Raw genomic sequence first — 15131 nt, forward strand, 5'->3', positions numbered from 1 at the left:
GAAGTCCCCACCTCAATGCTCACGTCAGCCCTCTTCCGGGCCACCGCTCTCCTTGCCGTCCGCCGTGTCGGCCGCCCCTGAGTCCTTGTCGGCCTGGCCGGCCGGCGTCGCCCCGGGCTGGGGCTCGGCCACCGCGACCCGCGCGGGACGCAGGTTGCGCTCGCCGAACTTGTAGCCGGGCTGCAGGATCGCCACGCAGGTCGTCTCCGTGACGTCCGGCGCGTACGAGTGCATCAGGGCCTCGTGGATCGTCGGGTCGAAGGGCTCGCCCTCCTTGCCGAACTGCTGCAGGCCCATCTTCGCGGCGACGGTCTCCAGCGACTCGGCGACGGACTTGAACCCGCCGACCAGTTCGCCGTGGTCCCGCGCGCGCCCGATGTCGTCGAGCACGGGCAGGAGTTCGGTCAGGATGCTCGCGATGGCGATCTCCTTGACCGTGATCCGGTCCCGCTCGACCCGGCGGCGGTAGTTCTGATACTCGGCCTGGAGCCGCTGGAGGTCCGCGGTGCGCTCACCGAGCGCCGTACGTACCTGGTCCAGCTGCGCCGTCAGACCGGCGACCTGTGCTGCTGCTGCGTCCCCGGCCGGGGCCGCCCCCTCCGCAGAGGGGGCGGCCGTCGGCTCGGCGTCGTCGGGGGTGGCGCCGGAAGGGACGTCGGGCTTCTCGTCGAAGCCCGGAGTCTCCTCCGTCACGCGGCACCGTCCTTGCGCTCGTCGTCGACGATCTCGGCGTCCACCACGTCGTCGTCGGCCTTCGGGGCGCCGGCGCCGGGAGCCTCGCCACCGGCGGCCTGCGCGGACTGGGCGTCGGCGTACATGGCCTGGCCCAGCTTCTGCGAGACGGCGGCGACCTTCTCCGTGGAGGTGCGGATCTCGGCGATGTCCTCGCCCTTGAGCGCGGCCTTCAGCTCCTCGATCGAGGCCTCGACCTCGGTCTTGATGTCGCCGGGGACCTTGTCCTCGTTGTCCTTGAGGAACTTCTCCGTCTGGTAGACGAGCTGCTCGCCCTGGTTGCGGGTCTCGGCGGCCTCGCGGCGACGGTGGTCCTCGTCCGCGTACTGCTCGGCCTCCTGGCGCATCCGGTCGACCTCGTCCTTCGGCAGCGAGGAGCCGCCGGTGACGGTCATCTTCTGCTCCTTGCCGGTGCCGAGGTCCTTGGCCGTGACGTGCATGATGCCGTTGGCGTCGATGTCGAAGGCGACCTCGATCTGCGGCACGCCGCGCGGGGCCGGCGGCAGGCCCGTCAGCTCGAACATCCCGAGCTTCTTGTTGTACGCCGCGATCTCGCGCTCGCCCTGGTAGACCTGGATCTGCACGGACGGCTGGTTGTCCTCGGCCGTCGTGAAAATCTCGGAACGCTTGGTCGGGATCGTGGTGTTGCGCTCGATGAGCTTCGTCATGATCCCTCCCTTGGTCTCGATACCGAGGGACAGCGGCGTCACGTCGAGGAGCAGGACGTCCTTGACCTCGCCCTTGAGGACACCGGCCTGGAGCGCGGCGCCGATGGCGACGACCTCGTCCGGGTTCACGCCCTTGTTGGCGTCCCGGCCGCCGGTCAGCTCCTTGACGAGTTCCGCGACGGCGGGCATACGGGTGGAGCCACCGACGAGAACGACGTGGTCGATCTCGGACAGCGCGATACCCGCGTCCTTGATGACGTTGTGGAACGGCGTCTTGCAGCGCTCCAGCAGGTCGGCCGTCAGCTGCTGGAACTGGGCGCGCGTGAGCTTCTCGTCCAGGTGCAGCGGGCCCTCGGCGGAAGCCGTGATGTAGGGCAGGTTGATCGAGGTCTCGGTGGACGAGGACAGCTCGATCTTGGCCTTCTCGGCGGCCTCGCGCAGGCGCTGGAGGGCCATCTTGTCCTTGCCGAGGTCCACGCCGTGGCCGGTGCGGAACTGCTGCACCAGGTAGTCCATGACGCGCTGGTCCCAGTCGTCACCACCGAGGTGGTTGTCACCGTTGGTGGCCTTCACCTCGACGACGCCGTCACCGATCTCCAGGAGGGACACGTCGAAGGTGCCGCCACCGAGGTCGAAGACGAGGATCGTCTGGTCGTCCTTGTCGAGGCCGTACGCGAGAGCGGCGGCCGTCGGCTCGTTCACGATGCGCAGGACGTTGAGGCCCGCGATCTCGCCGGCCTCCTTCGTCGCCTGACGCTCGGAGTCGTTGAAGTAGGCCGGGACGGTGATGACCGCGTCCGTGACCTTCTCGCCCAGGTACGCCTCGGCGTCGCGCTTGAGCTTCTGCAGGATGAAGGCGCTCATCTGCTGCGGGTTGAAGTTCTTCCCGTCGAGCTCGATCTTCCAGTCGGTGCCCATGTGGCGCTTGACCGACCGGATGGTCCTGTCGACGTTGGTGACCGCCTGGCGCTTGGCGACCTCGCCGACCAGCACCTCACCGTTCTTCGCGAAGGCGACGACGGACGGCGTGGTCCTGGCACCCTCGGCGTTGGTGATGACGGTGGGCTCGCCGCCCTCCAGAACGCTGACGACGGAGTTAGTCGTGCCCAGGTCGATGCCGACCGCACGTGCCATTTCAATTCCTCCAGCAGCAATGACGTGAAGCCATGACGTGAGCCATGACTTGAGTGGAACAGGCTCAAGTGTGCATCACCGGCGTCGCCCGGTCAACAGAGCTGAGTCGACCACACTCAACTCTTATCCGTTCCTTACACGCAATGTCGCTCTGACCTGCGCAGATTGCACCGCCGGACCCCGTCGATGCCCGTACACGGGCACCCTCAGCAGCCCCAGTACGACCACCCCGGCCACCCCCACCACCCACCACAGCCCCGATTCCCCGGCCCACCCGCCATGCGCGAGCACCCCCGTCAGCACCGCCCCGAAGGCACCCGCACCGAGCAGCACGACCGCCCCGCGCGGAGTGAGCCCGAGCCGCCGCAGCCGGTGCGCCAGATGATCGGGACCGCCCCGCAGCACCGGCCGCCCGGCCAGCCGCCGCGACACCACCACGAGCACCACGTCCGCGCCCGCCACGGCGGTGAGCGCGAACAACACCCCAGCGCTGGAAGCCAGTTCATGCCCGGTCCGCACGACCACCGCCGCCGAGGCCAGCACGAACCCCGTGAACAGGGACCCGCACGCACCGAGGGCGATCCGCGCGGGATGCCAGTTGTGCATCAGGAACCCGGTGAGCGCGGCGGCGAGGACGCTGAGCAGCACGGCGAGCCCGTCGAGCACCTCGACGGCCGCGCACGCGCCCACCCCGAAGGCGGTGAGCACGCCGACCGTGCCGAGCAGCCCGTCGGCGTGGTCGAGGGACCGGAAGGCGAGGGTCACGAACACGATCCAGAGAAGGGCGAGCAGTCCGCTCCCGAACCCCAGCTCGCCGTACGGCACGACGAACGCGGCGGCGACGGCCGTACCGACGACGAGGAAACGCGCCTTGACCCGCCGTACGTCGGCGACGAGGCCGAGCGCGCCGACGCCCGCCCCGGCGACGAGCAGCTCACCGACCCCGTCGCCCAGAGGGGCGTACCCGGTCCACTCCCCCGCCCCCGCGACCAGGCCCGTCGCGAGGACGACCGCGAGTCCGCCGAGCAGGGGCAGGGGGCGCGCCCGGCGCCGGTCGAGCACGCCCAGGCGCAGGGCGAGGGTCCGCAGGAGAGCGGTGAGGACGGCGGCGAGGAACAGGGCGGTGGTGGCGGCGAGGATCCCGTAGAGCACGAGTTCACGTTAGGTGGAAACGTAACAATTCCGTACGAATAACACGAATTAACACGAATAACATGACAGAACGCTGCCACAACTCCGTCTCAACGTCGTCCGATCGTCATCTGCTCGGCGCCTGATCCGATCGGTTCCGATCGGCCAGTCAGGTAAGCCTCAGCGATCCAGATCACTCCGCCGCTGACTAAAGTGCGGTTCAAGATATGGGCAGTCTCTGGCAGACTGGCCAAGTTACCGCTTAGTAATACTTAGCAAACGCGCAGGCCTGAGGAGCCCTTCCATGCAACTCGCCGCGATCATCGTGTCGCTCGTCCTGACCGTGATCGGCGTCGCGCTGCTCGCACGCGCCATCGGTCAGTTCGTCCGGTACTTCAAGCTCGGCCAGCCGGTCCCGGCCGGCCTGCGGACGGACAACCCCTACCAGCGCAGTGTGACGCTGGTGAAGGAGTTCCTCGGCCACACCCGGATGAACCGGTGGGGCATCGTCGGCTTCGCGCACTGGTTCGTGGCGGTCGGCTTCCTGACCCTGCCGCCGACCCTCGCGCAGGCCTTCGGCCAGCTCTTCTCCGCCGACTGGACGCTGCCGGTGATCGGCGGCTTCCTGCCGTTCGAGCTGTACATCGAGTTCATCGGCGTGATGACCATCCTCGGCATCGCCGTGCTCATCGTGATCCGCCTGCTGAGCCTGCCCTCGCGCCCCGGCCGCAAGTCCCGCTTCGCGGGCTCCAAGGCGGGCCAGGCGTACTTCGTCGAGTACGTCATCCTCACCATCGGCCTCGCGATCTACACCCTGCGCGGCCTCGAGGGCGCGATCCACCACGTCGATCACTACGAGGCCGGGTACTTCGCCTCGTACCCCCTCGTCCTCGCCTTCAAGGGCCTGTCGCTCAGCACCCTGCAGAACCTGATCTACCTCACCGCGATGATCAAGATCGGGACGTCCTTCGTCTGGATGATCGTCGTCTCGCTCAACACCAACATGGGCGTCGCCTGGCACCGCTTCCTCGCGTTCCCGAACATCTGGTTCAAGCGCGAGGCGACCGGCGGCACGGCCCTGGGCGCCCTCCAGCCGATGACGTCCGGCGGCAAGCCGATCGACTTCACCGACCCCGGCGAGGACGACGTCTTCGGCGTCAGCCAGGTCGAGCAGTTCTCCTGGAAGGGCCTGCTCGACTTCTCCACCTGTACGGAGTGCGGTCGCTGCCAGTCGCAGTGCCCGGCCTGGAACACCGGCAAGCCCCTCTCCCCCAAGCTGCTGATCATGTCGCTGCGGGACCACGCCCACGCCAAGGCGCCCTACCTGCTCGCGGGCGGCGGCAAGACGGCGGAGGGCGAGGAGAAGGCGAGCGAGGAGCAGCTCAAGGACGTCCCCGCCGCCGCCCTCGCCGAGGCGGAGCGCCCGCTGATCGGCACCGCCGAGGAGAACGGCGTCATCGACCCGGACGTCCTGTGGTCGTGCACCACCTGCGGCGCCTGCGTCGAACAGTGCCCCGTCGACATCGAGCACGTCGACCACATCGTCGACATGCGCCGCTACCAGGTGATGATCGAGAGCGCGTTCCCCTCCGAGGCGGGCACGATGCTCAAGAACCTGGAGAAGAAGGGCAACCCCTGGGGCCTGGCGAAGAAGCAGCGCCTGGAGTGGCTCAAGGAGCTCGACTTCGAGGTGCCGGTCGTCGGCAAGGACATCGAGGACCTCACCGAGGTCGAGTACCTGTACTGGGTCGGCTGCGCGGGCTCCCTGGAGGACCGCGCGAAGAAGACGACGAAGGCGTTCGCCGAGCTCCTCCACATCGCCGGCGTCAAGTTCGCCATCATGGGCGGCGACGAGAAGTGCACCGGTGACTCCGCCCGCCGCCTCGGCAACGAGCCCCTGTTCCAGGAGCTCGGCATGGAGAACGTCATGGCGCTGAACATGGCGTTCGGCGAGGAGACGGACGACGAGGGCAAGGTGACCGAGGAGTCCCGCAAGCCCAAGTCGGCCAAGAAGATCGTCGCGACCTGCCCGCACTGCCTGAACACGATCGGCAACGAGTACCCGCAGCTCGGCGGCGACTACGAGGTCATCCACCACACCCAGCTGCTCCAGCACCTCATCGACGAGGGCAAGCTGCTCCCGGTCACCCCCGTCGAGGGCCTCATCACCTACCACGACCCCTGCTACCTGGGCCGCCACAACAAGATCTACACGCCCCCGCGCGAGATCATGTCGGCCGTCCCGGGCCTGCGCCAGCAGGAGATGCACCGCCACAAGGAACGCGGCTTCTGCTGCGGCGCCGGCGGCGCGCGGATGTGGATGGAGGAGCGGATCGGCAAGCGCATCAACAACGAGCGCGTCGACGAGGCCCTGTCCCTCAACCCGGACATCGTCTCGACGGCCTGCCCGTTCTGCCTCGTCATGCTGACCGACTCGGTCAACGGCAGGAAGAACGATGGCAAGGCGAAGGAGTCCATCACGGTCGTGGACGTCGCCCAGCTGCTCCTGGAGTCCGTGAAGACGCCGGCCGCCGACGAGCCCCCGGCGGACGACACGGAGTCCGAGAGCACCCCGGAGCCGCAGCCGGTGAAGTAAACCCCCCGGCCGCGCGTCTTCCGCCACCGACAGCCCCCTGCCCCGTACGGGCACGGGGCTGTCGCCGTATCTCGAACACGTGCATCATTACTGAGTAGTAGTTGCCGACGGGGTCAGCGGTCCGGACGAGGTGCGCAGTGCGTGTGCGGGTGCGGGGACGGGTTCCGGTTCGGGTCCCGGGACGGGTGCGGGTTCGGGTGCGCAGAGGCACTTGGGGTACGACGGCCACCGGCGCGCTGACGGCCACCGGCGCGCTGACGGCCATCGGCGCCCTGATCGCGCTCACCGCCTGCGGCCCCGCCCCGCATGGCGCCGGCTCCGCCACCCAGCCGCCCGTCAAGGCCGCCAAGGCCCCCGCCCAACGCCCGATACCGCAGGGCGACGGCAGCGAGACCGCCGACGACTTCAACGGCGACGGCCATCGTGACCTGGTCCTGGGCGACTTGGTCAAGGACCAGCTCCACACCGACGACGCCGGCATCGGCATCGTCTACGGCTCCCCCGGCGGACTCGTCCCCGGCGCCCGCCAGTTGCTCACCCCGGCCCGTCAAGCAGCCCGTACGAAGGGCCAGTTACCGGCGCTCTTCGACGCGACGGCGACCTGCGACCTCGACGGCGACGGCTTCACCGACCTGGTCGTGTCGACGGACCCGCCCTACGACGGCCAGGGCCGGCCCCCGGTGCCCCTCCAACTCCTCTTCGGCTCCCCGGCCGGCCTCACCGGCCGCGCGGTCACCCTCACGATCCCCGACCGGGCCCGCGCCGGCCACGACTGGCCCGACCAGCCGGTGTGCGGCGACTTCGACGGGGACGGCGCCCACGACCTGGTCGTCCACGCCTCGGACGCCCAACTCAGCTATCTGCGCGGCCCGTTCACCCGCAAGGGCACCCCGAAGAAGGCCGGCGCCCCGATCGCCGCCCCCGGCAACGTCCCCACGGGCCCGGCGGCCGACGTGAACCACGACGGATACGACGACCTGATCGTCCGTACGGCGGACGGCGCCACGAAGTCCGCGCTCGTCCTAGGCGGCCCGGCCGGCCCGACGCGCACGGGGACGGTACTGCCCGAGGGCGTCGACGTCGCCCTCGGCCGCTTCGGCAAGGGGAGGAACCTGGACGCGGCGGTGGGCACGCCGGCCGAAACGTCTATGCGCTACGACCTCCCCGACGCGACCTCCGGCGCCCTCGCCTCCCCCGGCTCGATGCTCGACACCGGCGACTTCGACGGCGACGGCCGCGACGAACTCGTCTCCAGCGGCTCACGGTTGCGGGTGTTCCGGGCGCGCACGACGGCGGCCGGCCTCTCGACGGCGGGCATGGTGACGGTCGCCCCACCGACCCGGGGCACGACCCGGGTCCTCACGGTCGGCGACTTCGACGGGGACGGCCGGGCGGACCTGGTGGTGCGGACGTATCGGGGGGAGACGTGGGACGAAATCGCCGTCTACCCCGGGATGAAGGGTGCGACAGTGACGGCGAAGCCAACGGTGACGTTCTCCACGTCGGAATTCCTGTAGGGGTCCTGAAAGGGTTCTTACTGAGGCCCTCAACTCCCACACGCCCCTTGGCCGTCGCCGTCCGGCGGCGAGGGCTCGCTACGGCGGCTGCTCGGCTCAGCCGGGGGGGATCACGACGGCCGGGTGACCTCCGTGCCGGAGAGCCGGATCGACGGGATGCTTCCTGTAACGGAGAGAAACGGGACGCTTCCCTAGGGGAAATGTGAAGGCCCCCTTAGGGGATGTCACAGGTCGGCAGCAAAGCGGGGTCCGGAAGCCCGGGCCCCGCCCCTCACTCTCCGGGACCAGGTACGTTCGATGACGTGGCTGGATTCAGGATCGGACGCGGCGGCCGGGACAACCGCCCCCCGCAAGCGCGACCGCAACAACAACCGCGGCAGCAGCCGTACGGCCAGCAGCCCCCACAGGGCGGCCCGTCGTACGGCTACCCCTCCGCGCCGCAGCAGCAGCCGTACGCCGGCGGACAGCCGTCGTACGGCGGCCCGGGCAACGCCGGAGGCCGGGCGTGGCCCCCGCAGGCGAACGCCGGCGGCGGTTACGGCGGGCCGGGCGTACCCGGCGGCGGACACGGCGAGCCGGAGTACTTCGGCGACGACGGGCGCGGGCACAGCCCCGGTCCCGGACCCGGTCCCCGGCAGGGTCACCCGAACGCCCCCGTGGACCCGTACGCGGCCAACAACCCTGGTCACACACAGGCGTTCTCGACCGGCGACGACCCGTACAACCAGGGCGACACCTACCGCGCGGGCGCCGCGGCAGCGCCGGCCGGTCCGCGGCTGCGCTGGAAGGAACTGCTGCGGGGCATCGTCACCGCCCCCGACCGCACGTTCCTCCAGATGCGCGACTACCAGGTGTGGGCGCCGGCCATCGTCGTCACGTTCGTGTACGGCCTGATCGCCGTCTTCGGGTTCGACGACACCCGCGAGACCACGATAAACGCGACGCTCAACAACGCGATCCCGATCGTGCTGACGACGGCCGTGGCGATGGTCCTGAGCGCCTTCGTCCTGGGCGTGGTCACCCACACCCTGGCCCGCCAGCTCGGCGGCGACGGCGCATGGCAGCCGACGGTCGGCCTCTCCATGCTGGTCATGTCCATCACGGACGCCCCCCGCCTCCTGGTCGCGATGTTCGCGGGCGGCGACGCCCCCCTCGTACAGATCCTCGGCTGGGCGACCTGGATCGCGGCAGGCGTACTCCTGACCATCATGGTCCGCCGCTCCCACGACCTCCCGTGGCCGAAGGCACTGGGCGCGTCGGCGATCCAGCTGGTCGCGCTGCTGTCGATCGTGAAGCTGGGAACGTTCTGACGTAGGACGACCGCGGTACGGCAGTACGTACGAGGGGGGCTCCCGGCATCGGCCGGGAGCCCCCCTCTGCGGTGCTTGCGGTGCTTCCCCTGCTCAGGCGTCGAGAACCTGACCCTTACGACGGGTCACGGGTGCCTGGACGGACCACGGGAAGTTGATCCAGTCATCAGTCCGCTCCCACACGTACTCGCACTTCACGAGGGACTGCGTCTTCTCGTAGATCACCGCGGAACGCACCTCGGCGACAGCTCCGAGGCAGAAGTCCCGCACCAGCTTGAGCGTCTTGCCGGTGTCGGCGACGTCGTCGGTGATGAGGACCTTCTTGTCGGAGAAGTCGATGGCGTTGGGGACGGGCGCGAGCATGACGGGCATGGGAAGCGTGGTCCCGACGCCGGTGTAGAACTCGACGTTGACCAGATGGATGTTCTTGCAGTCGAGGGCATACGCGAGCCCCCCGGCGACGAACACCCCGCCCCGCGCGATGCTGAGCACGACATCGGGCTCGTACCCGTCGTCGGCGATGGTCTGGGCGAGCTCGCGGACGGCGACGCCGAACGCCTCGTAGGTCAGATTCTCCCGTATGGCGGTCATACCTGCGTCCGGTGGAAGTTGAGGAAGGACCGGGAGGCGGTGGGCCCGCGCTGCCCCTGGTACCGGGAGCCGTACCGCTCACTGCCGTACGGGAACTGGGCCGACGAGCTCAGCTGGAACAGGCACAGCTGGCCGATCTTCATACCGGGCCAGAGCTTGATGGGCAGCGTCGCGAGATTGGAGAGTTCGAGCGTCACATGGCCGCTGAACCCCGGGTCGATGAACCCGGCGGTGGAGTGGGTGACGAGCCCGAGCCGCCCGAGCGAGCTCTTGCCTTCGAGGCGGGAGGCGAGGTCGTCCGGGAGCGTGATGACCTCGTAGGTCGAGGCGAGCACGAACTCCCCGGGGTGGAGGATGAACGGCTCGTCGCCCTCGGGCTCGACCAGACGCGTCAGGTCGGCCTGCTCGATCGAGGGGTCGATGTGGGGGTAGCGGTGGTTCTCGAACACCCGGAAGTAGCGGTCGAGGCGCACGTCGACGCTCGACGGCTGCACCATGGATTCGTCGTAGGGATCGATCCGTACCCGCCCGGAGTCGATCTCGGCCCGGATGTCCTTGTCTGAGAGAAGCACGCCCCGAGGATACGCAAGACGCGCGAACCCGACGCCACCGGCCGGTTCCGCGCGCCCGCGCTACTTCTCCTCCACCTACTCAGCCGGCGGTGCTCCGCTGCTGCTGGTGCTCCAACGTCACCGGCACCACACTGCGGAGCCGCGCGCAACGCGGACACCGGACCAGCCGGCCGGGGCCGAGCCGCTCGGCCTGCTGCATCGGGAACGAAGCGGTGCTGAACACGTGCCCTTCGGCACAACGGACGACGGTGCGCTCGATCAAGTCCTCAGAGTCCCTTCCCCAAGAGCCGTCGCCGGTCACTGTCGAGACCGACGAGGACCGCAACATTACGGGACGAAAAGGGCGCCCTCCGGACGGCACTCCGATCCCGCCCAGCCCCTCTTCGGCGCCCCCACCGTACGCCCCAACTCCGGGCGCCCGCAGCCGGGTCGCGGCGCGAAGAGGCGTCTGATTCGGGTGCGGTTGGGGTGCGGTTCACGCCTGGAACACCTTCGGAATCCCCCGGAAACGGGAGCAGGCCCCACGGCTTCGGCGCCGGGGGCCTGGCGTACGGTAGAGTGACTGAGCGTTCGGACACCGGCCTGACCGGCGTCTTACGCGGGTGTAGTTTAGTGGTAGAACATCAGCTTCCCAAGCTGAGAGTGCGAGTTCGATTCTCGTCACCCGCTCCAGAATTTGCCCCCAGGTCAGCGGCCTGGGGGTTGTTTGTTGTCTAGTCCAATTTTGGGGGCGGCGTGCCCTCCGCGTGCCCTAAGTGCAGGTCGAGGCCCCTTCCCGCGACCCTCCAAGGGGCCACTTCGGGGGTCACGGCCGCGATGCGTCCCGAACCGTGAGACGCATTCAATGTGACCTGGGCCACCGTTACCGGCAAGGGTTGCGAAGTCGCGTAAGCAAAGCTGGCGTTGCGCCAGGGTCCGCTCAGCCGAACCGAGCCGGCTGCCCCGCGTCAGGCAGGAAACAGTTCGAGGATGCGGGTGACCCGCCCCCAGCCGGCCACCAGCGTCGCTGCGAGAACCGCTGCCCCCAGGGTCAGCCAAGGACGCACGTCTTCTCCCACCCCTATCGACGGCAGGGCGCGCGCGGCGCCGGCTGCCGCAGCCATGGCCGCGAGAATCGCCATGGCCACGTGGGCCGACTCGCGCCAGGTGTTCCGCAGACACGCGACACGGGCCGGACGCCTTGGAGCAGCTCAGCGGGCAGGAGCGCTGCAGACCCTCGGTTGGCGGACGCCGGCCGAGGTCTTCGAAGAGCAGCTACGCTCGCTGCAGCAGCCCGGTGTTGCAACGACCAATTGAACTCGCCGAGTACACGTCCGAGGCGTACAACAACCTCTGTGACCATCTGGACGTGGTGCAGTCCATGGGACGGGTGGGGTCCGCGCTGGACAACGCCGCCGCGGAGAGTTTCAACTCGCTGATCAAGGTCGAGTACATCCACCGCCGACGATTCGCGACCCGGACCGAGGCCCGCCTGAAGATCGCCACATGGATCACCGGGTTCTACCACCCGCGCCGACGGCACAGCGCGGCCGGCGGCCTGCCGCCCGAGGAGTTCGAAAGGATCATCGCCGAAGCACGCGGGCAACACGGCCAGGAAGATCAGGCCGCATAACCAAAGTCTCTACGGTGCCAGGGGATTGACACATGCCGGCTCCCCTGGAAAGACCTACGCCCCCAGAGAGGCACCCGTTCAGCTGGACTTTCGGTTATATAGGATCACTTATGCTCACCCGGACAAAGGTAATGTCGTCGCGGAGGCTTGGCACCATGGGTCTGGATCTGAACCTGCTGGTGCCCTTGGACGCCGTGCTGCAGGAGCGCAGTGTGACGCGGGCCGCCCAGCGGCTCGGTCTGAGTCAGCCCACCGTCAGTGCCGCACTGGCCCGGCTGCGCCGCCACTTCGGCGACGAGCTGCTCACCCGCGTGGGCAACCAGTACGAACTCACCCCGCTGGCCGAGCGCCTGGCCTCGCACGCCAAACGGACCCTCGACTCGGCCAACCGGGTCTTTGGCACCCGCCCCGACTTCGACCCCGCCATCGCCGAGCGCGAGTTCACCCTGACCGTGACCGACGTCCAGCTCGCCACCTTCGGGCGCATCCTGACCGCCCTGGTGCACGAGGCGGCGCCGGGGGTGAAGTTGCGGTTCCAGCACAACAGCCCGCACCTCGTCCGCGGCGCCCAGGAGCACCTGCGCAACCTCGACGGCATGGTGCTGCCGCAGGGCCTGCTGGCGAACGTCCCCGGCATCGATCTGTACGAGGACCGCTGGGTGTGCGTCATGGCGCACGACACCGTCACCTCCGCTCCGCCGACTCCGGAGGAACTGGCCACCCGCCCCTGGATACTGCCCTATTACCTCCCGTCGTGCGGCTTCTCGCCCCTGCACGGGCTGCATGCCCACGGCATCGAACCGCGGGTCGAGGTCGCCATCGAGAACTTCCTCACCATGCCGTACCTGATCGCTGGAACCGACCGGGTCGGCGTGGTCCCCGAAAGCGCCACCCGCCTGTTTCCCTCCGACAGCGGCACGGTCGTGGTCGAACTGCCCTTCGGCGGAGGTCGGTTGCTGTATTCCCTGTGGTGGCATCCCCTGCATGAACGCGACCCGGCACACCTCTGGTTGCGCAGGACCGCGGTCGAGGCCGGTCGAATGGTCGCCGCGAGCACGGCGCAGACCGTACCCACCGGCACACCGCACACCTGATCACACCCTCGGAAACCGACCTCCGCAGCGGTATTGATCCCATCTATGCCCGTCATCGGCGATTTCGCGTTCACAAAGCAGACAGCGGCAGCCAGAGTTGATCACGCCCAGAGCGACTGAGCTTGTCACCCCACCTTTCGTTTCTCGGAGTTCAACAGTGATACCCAGCGCGTTGCAGACGCTACGGGCAGGACATGTTTCACCCCCGAAGGCGTCGGCCCGCGCCAGGATGCTGGACGAGGTCGTGCGGCGAGGCACGTTCGTCGGCCTCACGGTGGGCATGATGCCCGGCACCATGGCGGCTCTTCCGGCCGTGGTCGCGCGTAGGGCGGCCATGGCGGACGCCAGCGCCAAGTCCATCGCCTCGGGCGTCCGGGTCGTTCCCGGAATCAACGCCGACATCGGCTCCGACAAACCTCACGGTGTCTACCCCACACCCTGACCCCTTTCGCCGAGTTGGGCATGTCGCACCGTGACGTACTGCGGTCCGCGCCCAGCGAGGCAGCCGACGTGGTCGGCCGGACCGGACACAAGGGCGCCCGGCGCCCCGGTTCCGACGCCGACCTCCTCGCGCTCGGCAGCTCCCCGACCGACGCCGTCTCCGCGGTCACCGACATCCGTGCGGTGTACCGGACAGGCCACCGGGCCCGCCGAGCCAACCCCCCCTCCCACAGAACAAGAGAGAGCACACGCAACTGATGCGTACGCACAAGGCACCCCAACTCGCCGCCGCCGCCTTGGCGGTCGTGCTTGCCACGCCCGGCGTGGCCGCCGCCTGCCCGTGGAACGGAGACGACAACAGCACGTACTACATCTCGATCGGCGACTCGATAGCCGCCGGCTACCAGCCGGACGTGAACCGGGACACGGACGTCGCCTACTCCGACCAGCTCTACGCCCAGCTCAAGCAATACCAGCCGGGACTGAAGCACATCCGCCTCGGCTGCGACGGCGAGACCACCGCATCGCTGCTCAAGGGCGGCACCTGCTCCTACCCGAACGCCCAGTCCCAGCTGGACGCCGCCCTGAAGGCCATGGCCCAATACAAGGGCAAGGTCGCCTACGTCACCGTCGACATCGGCGCCAACGACATCCTGGAGTGCGTCAGCAAGACCACCGGCGCATTCGACCAGGCCTGCGTCAACCGCGCCACCCAGGCCATCCCCCAGAACGTCGCCCAGATCACCGGCGCACTGCGCGCGGCGGGGACCCCGAACACCAAGTTCGCGGGCATGACGTACTACAACCCGTTCCTGGGGCAGTGGCTCAACGGCCAGGGCGGGCAGGAGACCGCCAAGGGCTCGGTCTCCCTGGTCAACGCCGAGAACGCGGCCCTGTCGCAGGTGTACTCCCGCGCCGGCTTCAAGGTCGCCGACGTGGCCAGAGCCTTCGGCTCGAACGACTTCACCCCCATCAACGTGCCCGGTTACGGCGAGGTGCCCTCGAACGTGGCCAAGGTCTGCCAGCTGACCTGGGCCTGCACCAAGCAGGACCCCCACCCGAACGCCTCCGGCCACACAGTGATCGCCGGCACCTTCGCGGCGGTCCTGCGGCAGGGTTAGGCATCCCGGCCGTGACGACAGGGAGGCATGTGCCCACCTTCGGGTGGGCACATGCCTCCCGCCGTCCCTGATCAAGCACGTCATGACGTCACTGGACGCGTGACGCCCGCGCCGACGCCGCCAGTGTCAAGCCGGATCGCCCAGCCGGGATCCCGACATTCGCCCGAAGTGAGGAAGGGATCCGCTGCGGAGGAGTTCGAGAACCCCTCTGAACTGGAGCAACGTCCGGGGAGCCCCGCCGCCATCTGATGCCCGCCCACGACTACCGAGCCGAGATGACCATCCGCTTCGCCATCGGGGAGCAGATCACCCGCGTCGTCGGCCTTGCCACCGCGGCCTGAGCACAGGCCCGGCTCCCAAGCCCACCCTGCCCCCACGCACCGTCAGGCAGTCACACACCCCACAACGTGACAACGCCTGTGCCAGGCCCAGCCGCGGTGCGAGACGGGCGGGCCCCTGCGTTGAACTGAGAGAATTCACATGTCCGAAGCAGCCGCAGCAGTTCTGGCTCGTTTCAGTGAACAGGTGCTGGGTCTCCCCCTGCCCGTGGGAATCCGCCTCTGGGACGGCAGCACGGCCGGCCCCGAGGACGGGCCGGCCTTCGTCCTGCGT

15 protein-coding genes, 1 tRNA gene and 1 pseudogene are annotated in these 15131 nt (G+C 68.9%); 10 read left to right on the forward strand and 7 right to left on the reverse strand.

All coding sequences use genetic code 11. From position 1 onward, the window contains the following. Positions 1-24: 24 nt before the first annotated feature. From grpE to ADL01_RS31565, 3 genes are all read right to left on the reverse strand, one after another. The gene (gene grpE / locus ADL01_RS31555) at positions 25-693 is read right to left on the reverse strand and encodes a nucleotide exchange factor GrpE (protein ID WP_053745434.1); all 669 of its coding nucleotides are present in this window, start codon (positions 691-693) and stop codon (positions 25-27) included. Beyond that, the gene (dnaK, locus tag ADL01_RS31560) at positions 690-2534 is read right to left on the reverse strand and encodes a molecular chaperone DnaK (RefSeq protein ID WP_053745435.1); all 1845 of its coding nucleotides are present in this window, start codon (positions 2532-2534) and stop codon (positions 690-692) included. Before dnaK ends, grpE begins: the two co-directional genes overlap by 4 nt. Before the next feature lie 123 nt (positions 2535-2657). Beyond that, positions 2658-3686, reverse strand: coding sequence for an MraY family glycosyltransferase (locus tag ADL01_RS31565; protein ID WP_053745436.1), 1029 nt, complete (start codon positions 3684-3686; stop codon positions 2658-2660). 283 nt (positions 3687-3969) lie between these two features. Here ADL01_RS31565 and ADL01_RS31570 point away from each other — a divergent pair, with 283 nt between their 5' ends. From ADL01_RS31570 to ADL01_RS31580, 3 genes are all read left to right on the forward strand, one after another. Further along, complete coding sequence (locus ADL01_RS31570; RefSeq protein WP_053745437.1) at positions 3970-6261, forward strand: heterodisulfide reductase-related iron-sulfur binding cluster; 2292 nt, start codon at positions 3970-3972, stop codon at positions 6259-6261. Between the two features lie 197 nt (positions 6262-6458). Then, a complete protein-coding gene (locus ADL01_RS31575; RefSeq protein ID WP_078960861.1) occupies positions 6459-7778 on the forward strand; it encodes an FG-GAP repeat domain-containing protein in 1320 nt (439 codons plus the stop codon). Between the two features lie 221 nt (positions 7779-7999). Beyond that, positions 8000-9088 carry a Yip1 family protein gene (locus ADL01_RS31580; RefSeq protein ID WP_053745438.1) on the forward strand — a complete coding sequence of 363 codons (1089 nt, stop codon included), beginning with the start codon at positions 8000-8002 and terminating at the stop codon, positions 9086-9088. A 93-nt stretch (positions 9089-9181) separates the two neighbouring features. Here the strand turns inward: ADL01_RS31580 and ADL01_RS31585 are convergent, their stop codons facing one another. The 3 genes from ADL01_RS31585 to ADL01_RS31595 all read right to left on the reverse strand — a co-directional run bounded on the left by ADL01_RS31585 (position 9182) and on the right by ADL01_RS31595 (position 10510). Next, complete coding sequence (locus ADL01_RS31585) at positions 9182-9679, reverse strand: phosphoribosyltransferase (RefSeq protein ID WP_053745439.1); 498 nt, start codon at positions 9677-9679, stop codon at positions 9182-9184. After that, entirely contained in the window at positions 9676-10251 is a 576-nt protein-coding gene (gene dcd / locus ADL01_RS31590) for a dCTP deaminase (protein WP_053745440.1), read from the reverse strand. Before dcd ends, ADL01_RS31585 begins: the two co-directional genes overlap by 4 nt. A gap of 79 nt (positions 10252-10330) precedes the next feature. Then, positions 10331-10510, reverse strand: coding sequence for a hypothetical protein (locus tag ADL01_RS31595; protein ID WP_053745449.1), 180 nt, complete (start codon positions 10508-10510; stop codon positions 10331-10333). A gap of 339 nt (positions 10511-10849) precedes the next feature. On the opposite strand from ADL01_RS31595, the gene ADL01_RS31600 reads away from it, so the two are divergent. Next, positions 10850-10923 (forward strand) — tRNA-Gly (locus ADL01_RS31600). A 275-nt stretch (positions 10924-11198) separates the two neighbouring features. Here the strand turns inward: ADL01_RS31600 and ADL01_RS31605 are convergent. After that, positions 11199-11372, reverse strand: coding sequence for a hypothetical protein (locus ADL01_RS31605; protein ID WP_159049698.1), 174 nt, complete (start codon positions 11370-11372; stop codon positions 11199-11201). A 158-nt stretch (positions 11373-11530) separates the two neighbouring features. On the opposite strand from ADL01_RS31605, the gene ADL01_RS44125 reads away from it, so the two are divergent. The 6 genes and pseudogenes from ADL01_RS44125 to ADL01_RS44130 all read left to right on the forward strand — a co-directional run. Beyond that, complete coding sequence (locus tag ADL01_RS44125) at positions 11531-11863, forward strand: integrase core domain-containing protein (protein WP_199834984.1); 333 nt, start codon at positions 11531-11533, stop codon at positions 11861-11863. 155 nt (positions 11864-12018) lie between these two features. Further along, positions 12019-12957: a LysR family transcriptional regulator gene (locus ADL01_RS31615; RefSeq protein WP_053745442.1), complete on the forward strand. Its 939-nt coding sequence runs from the start codon at positions 12019-12021 to the stop codon at positions 12955-12957. A 229-nt stretch (positions 12958-13186) separates the two neighbouring features. After that, positions 13187-13399 (forward strand): hypothetical protein, encoded by a 213-nt coding sequence (locus tag ADL01_RS31620; protein WP_053745443.1) that lies wholly within the window; start codon positions 13187-13189, stop codon positions 13397-13399. A gap of 20 nt (positions 13400-13419) precedes the next feature. Beyond that, positions 13420-13656, forward strand: a complete 237-nt coding sequence (locus ADL01_RS31625; RefSeq protein ID WP_053745444.1) for a hypothetical protein — start codon at positions 13420-13422, stop codon at positions 13654-13656. Next, positions 13656-14519 (forward strand): SGNH/GDSL hydrolase family protein, encoded by an 864-nt coding sequence (locus tag ADL01_RS31630; RefSeq protein WP_053745445.1) that lies wholly within the window; start codon positions 13656-13658, stop codon positions 14517-14519. Before ADL01_RS31625 ends, ADL01_RS31630 begins: the two co-directional genes overlap by 1 nt. Positions 14520-14752: 233 nt before the next feature. Further along, positions 14753-14860 (forward strand): annotated as a pseudogene (locus ADL01_RS44130) (IS6 family transposase); the annotation flags it as partial. Positions 14861-15131: the final 271 nt, after the last annotated feature.

This window comes from Streptomyces sp. NRRL WC-3618 (genome assembly GCF_001280005.1).
GTDB lineage: Bacteria > Actinomycetota > Actinomycetes > Streptomycetales > Streptomycetaceae > Streptomyces.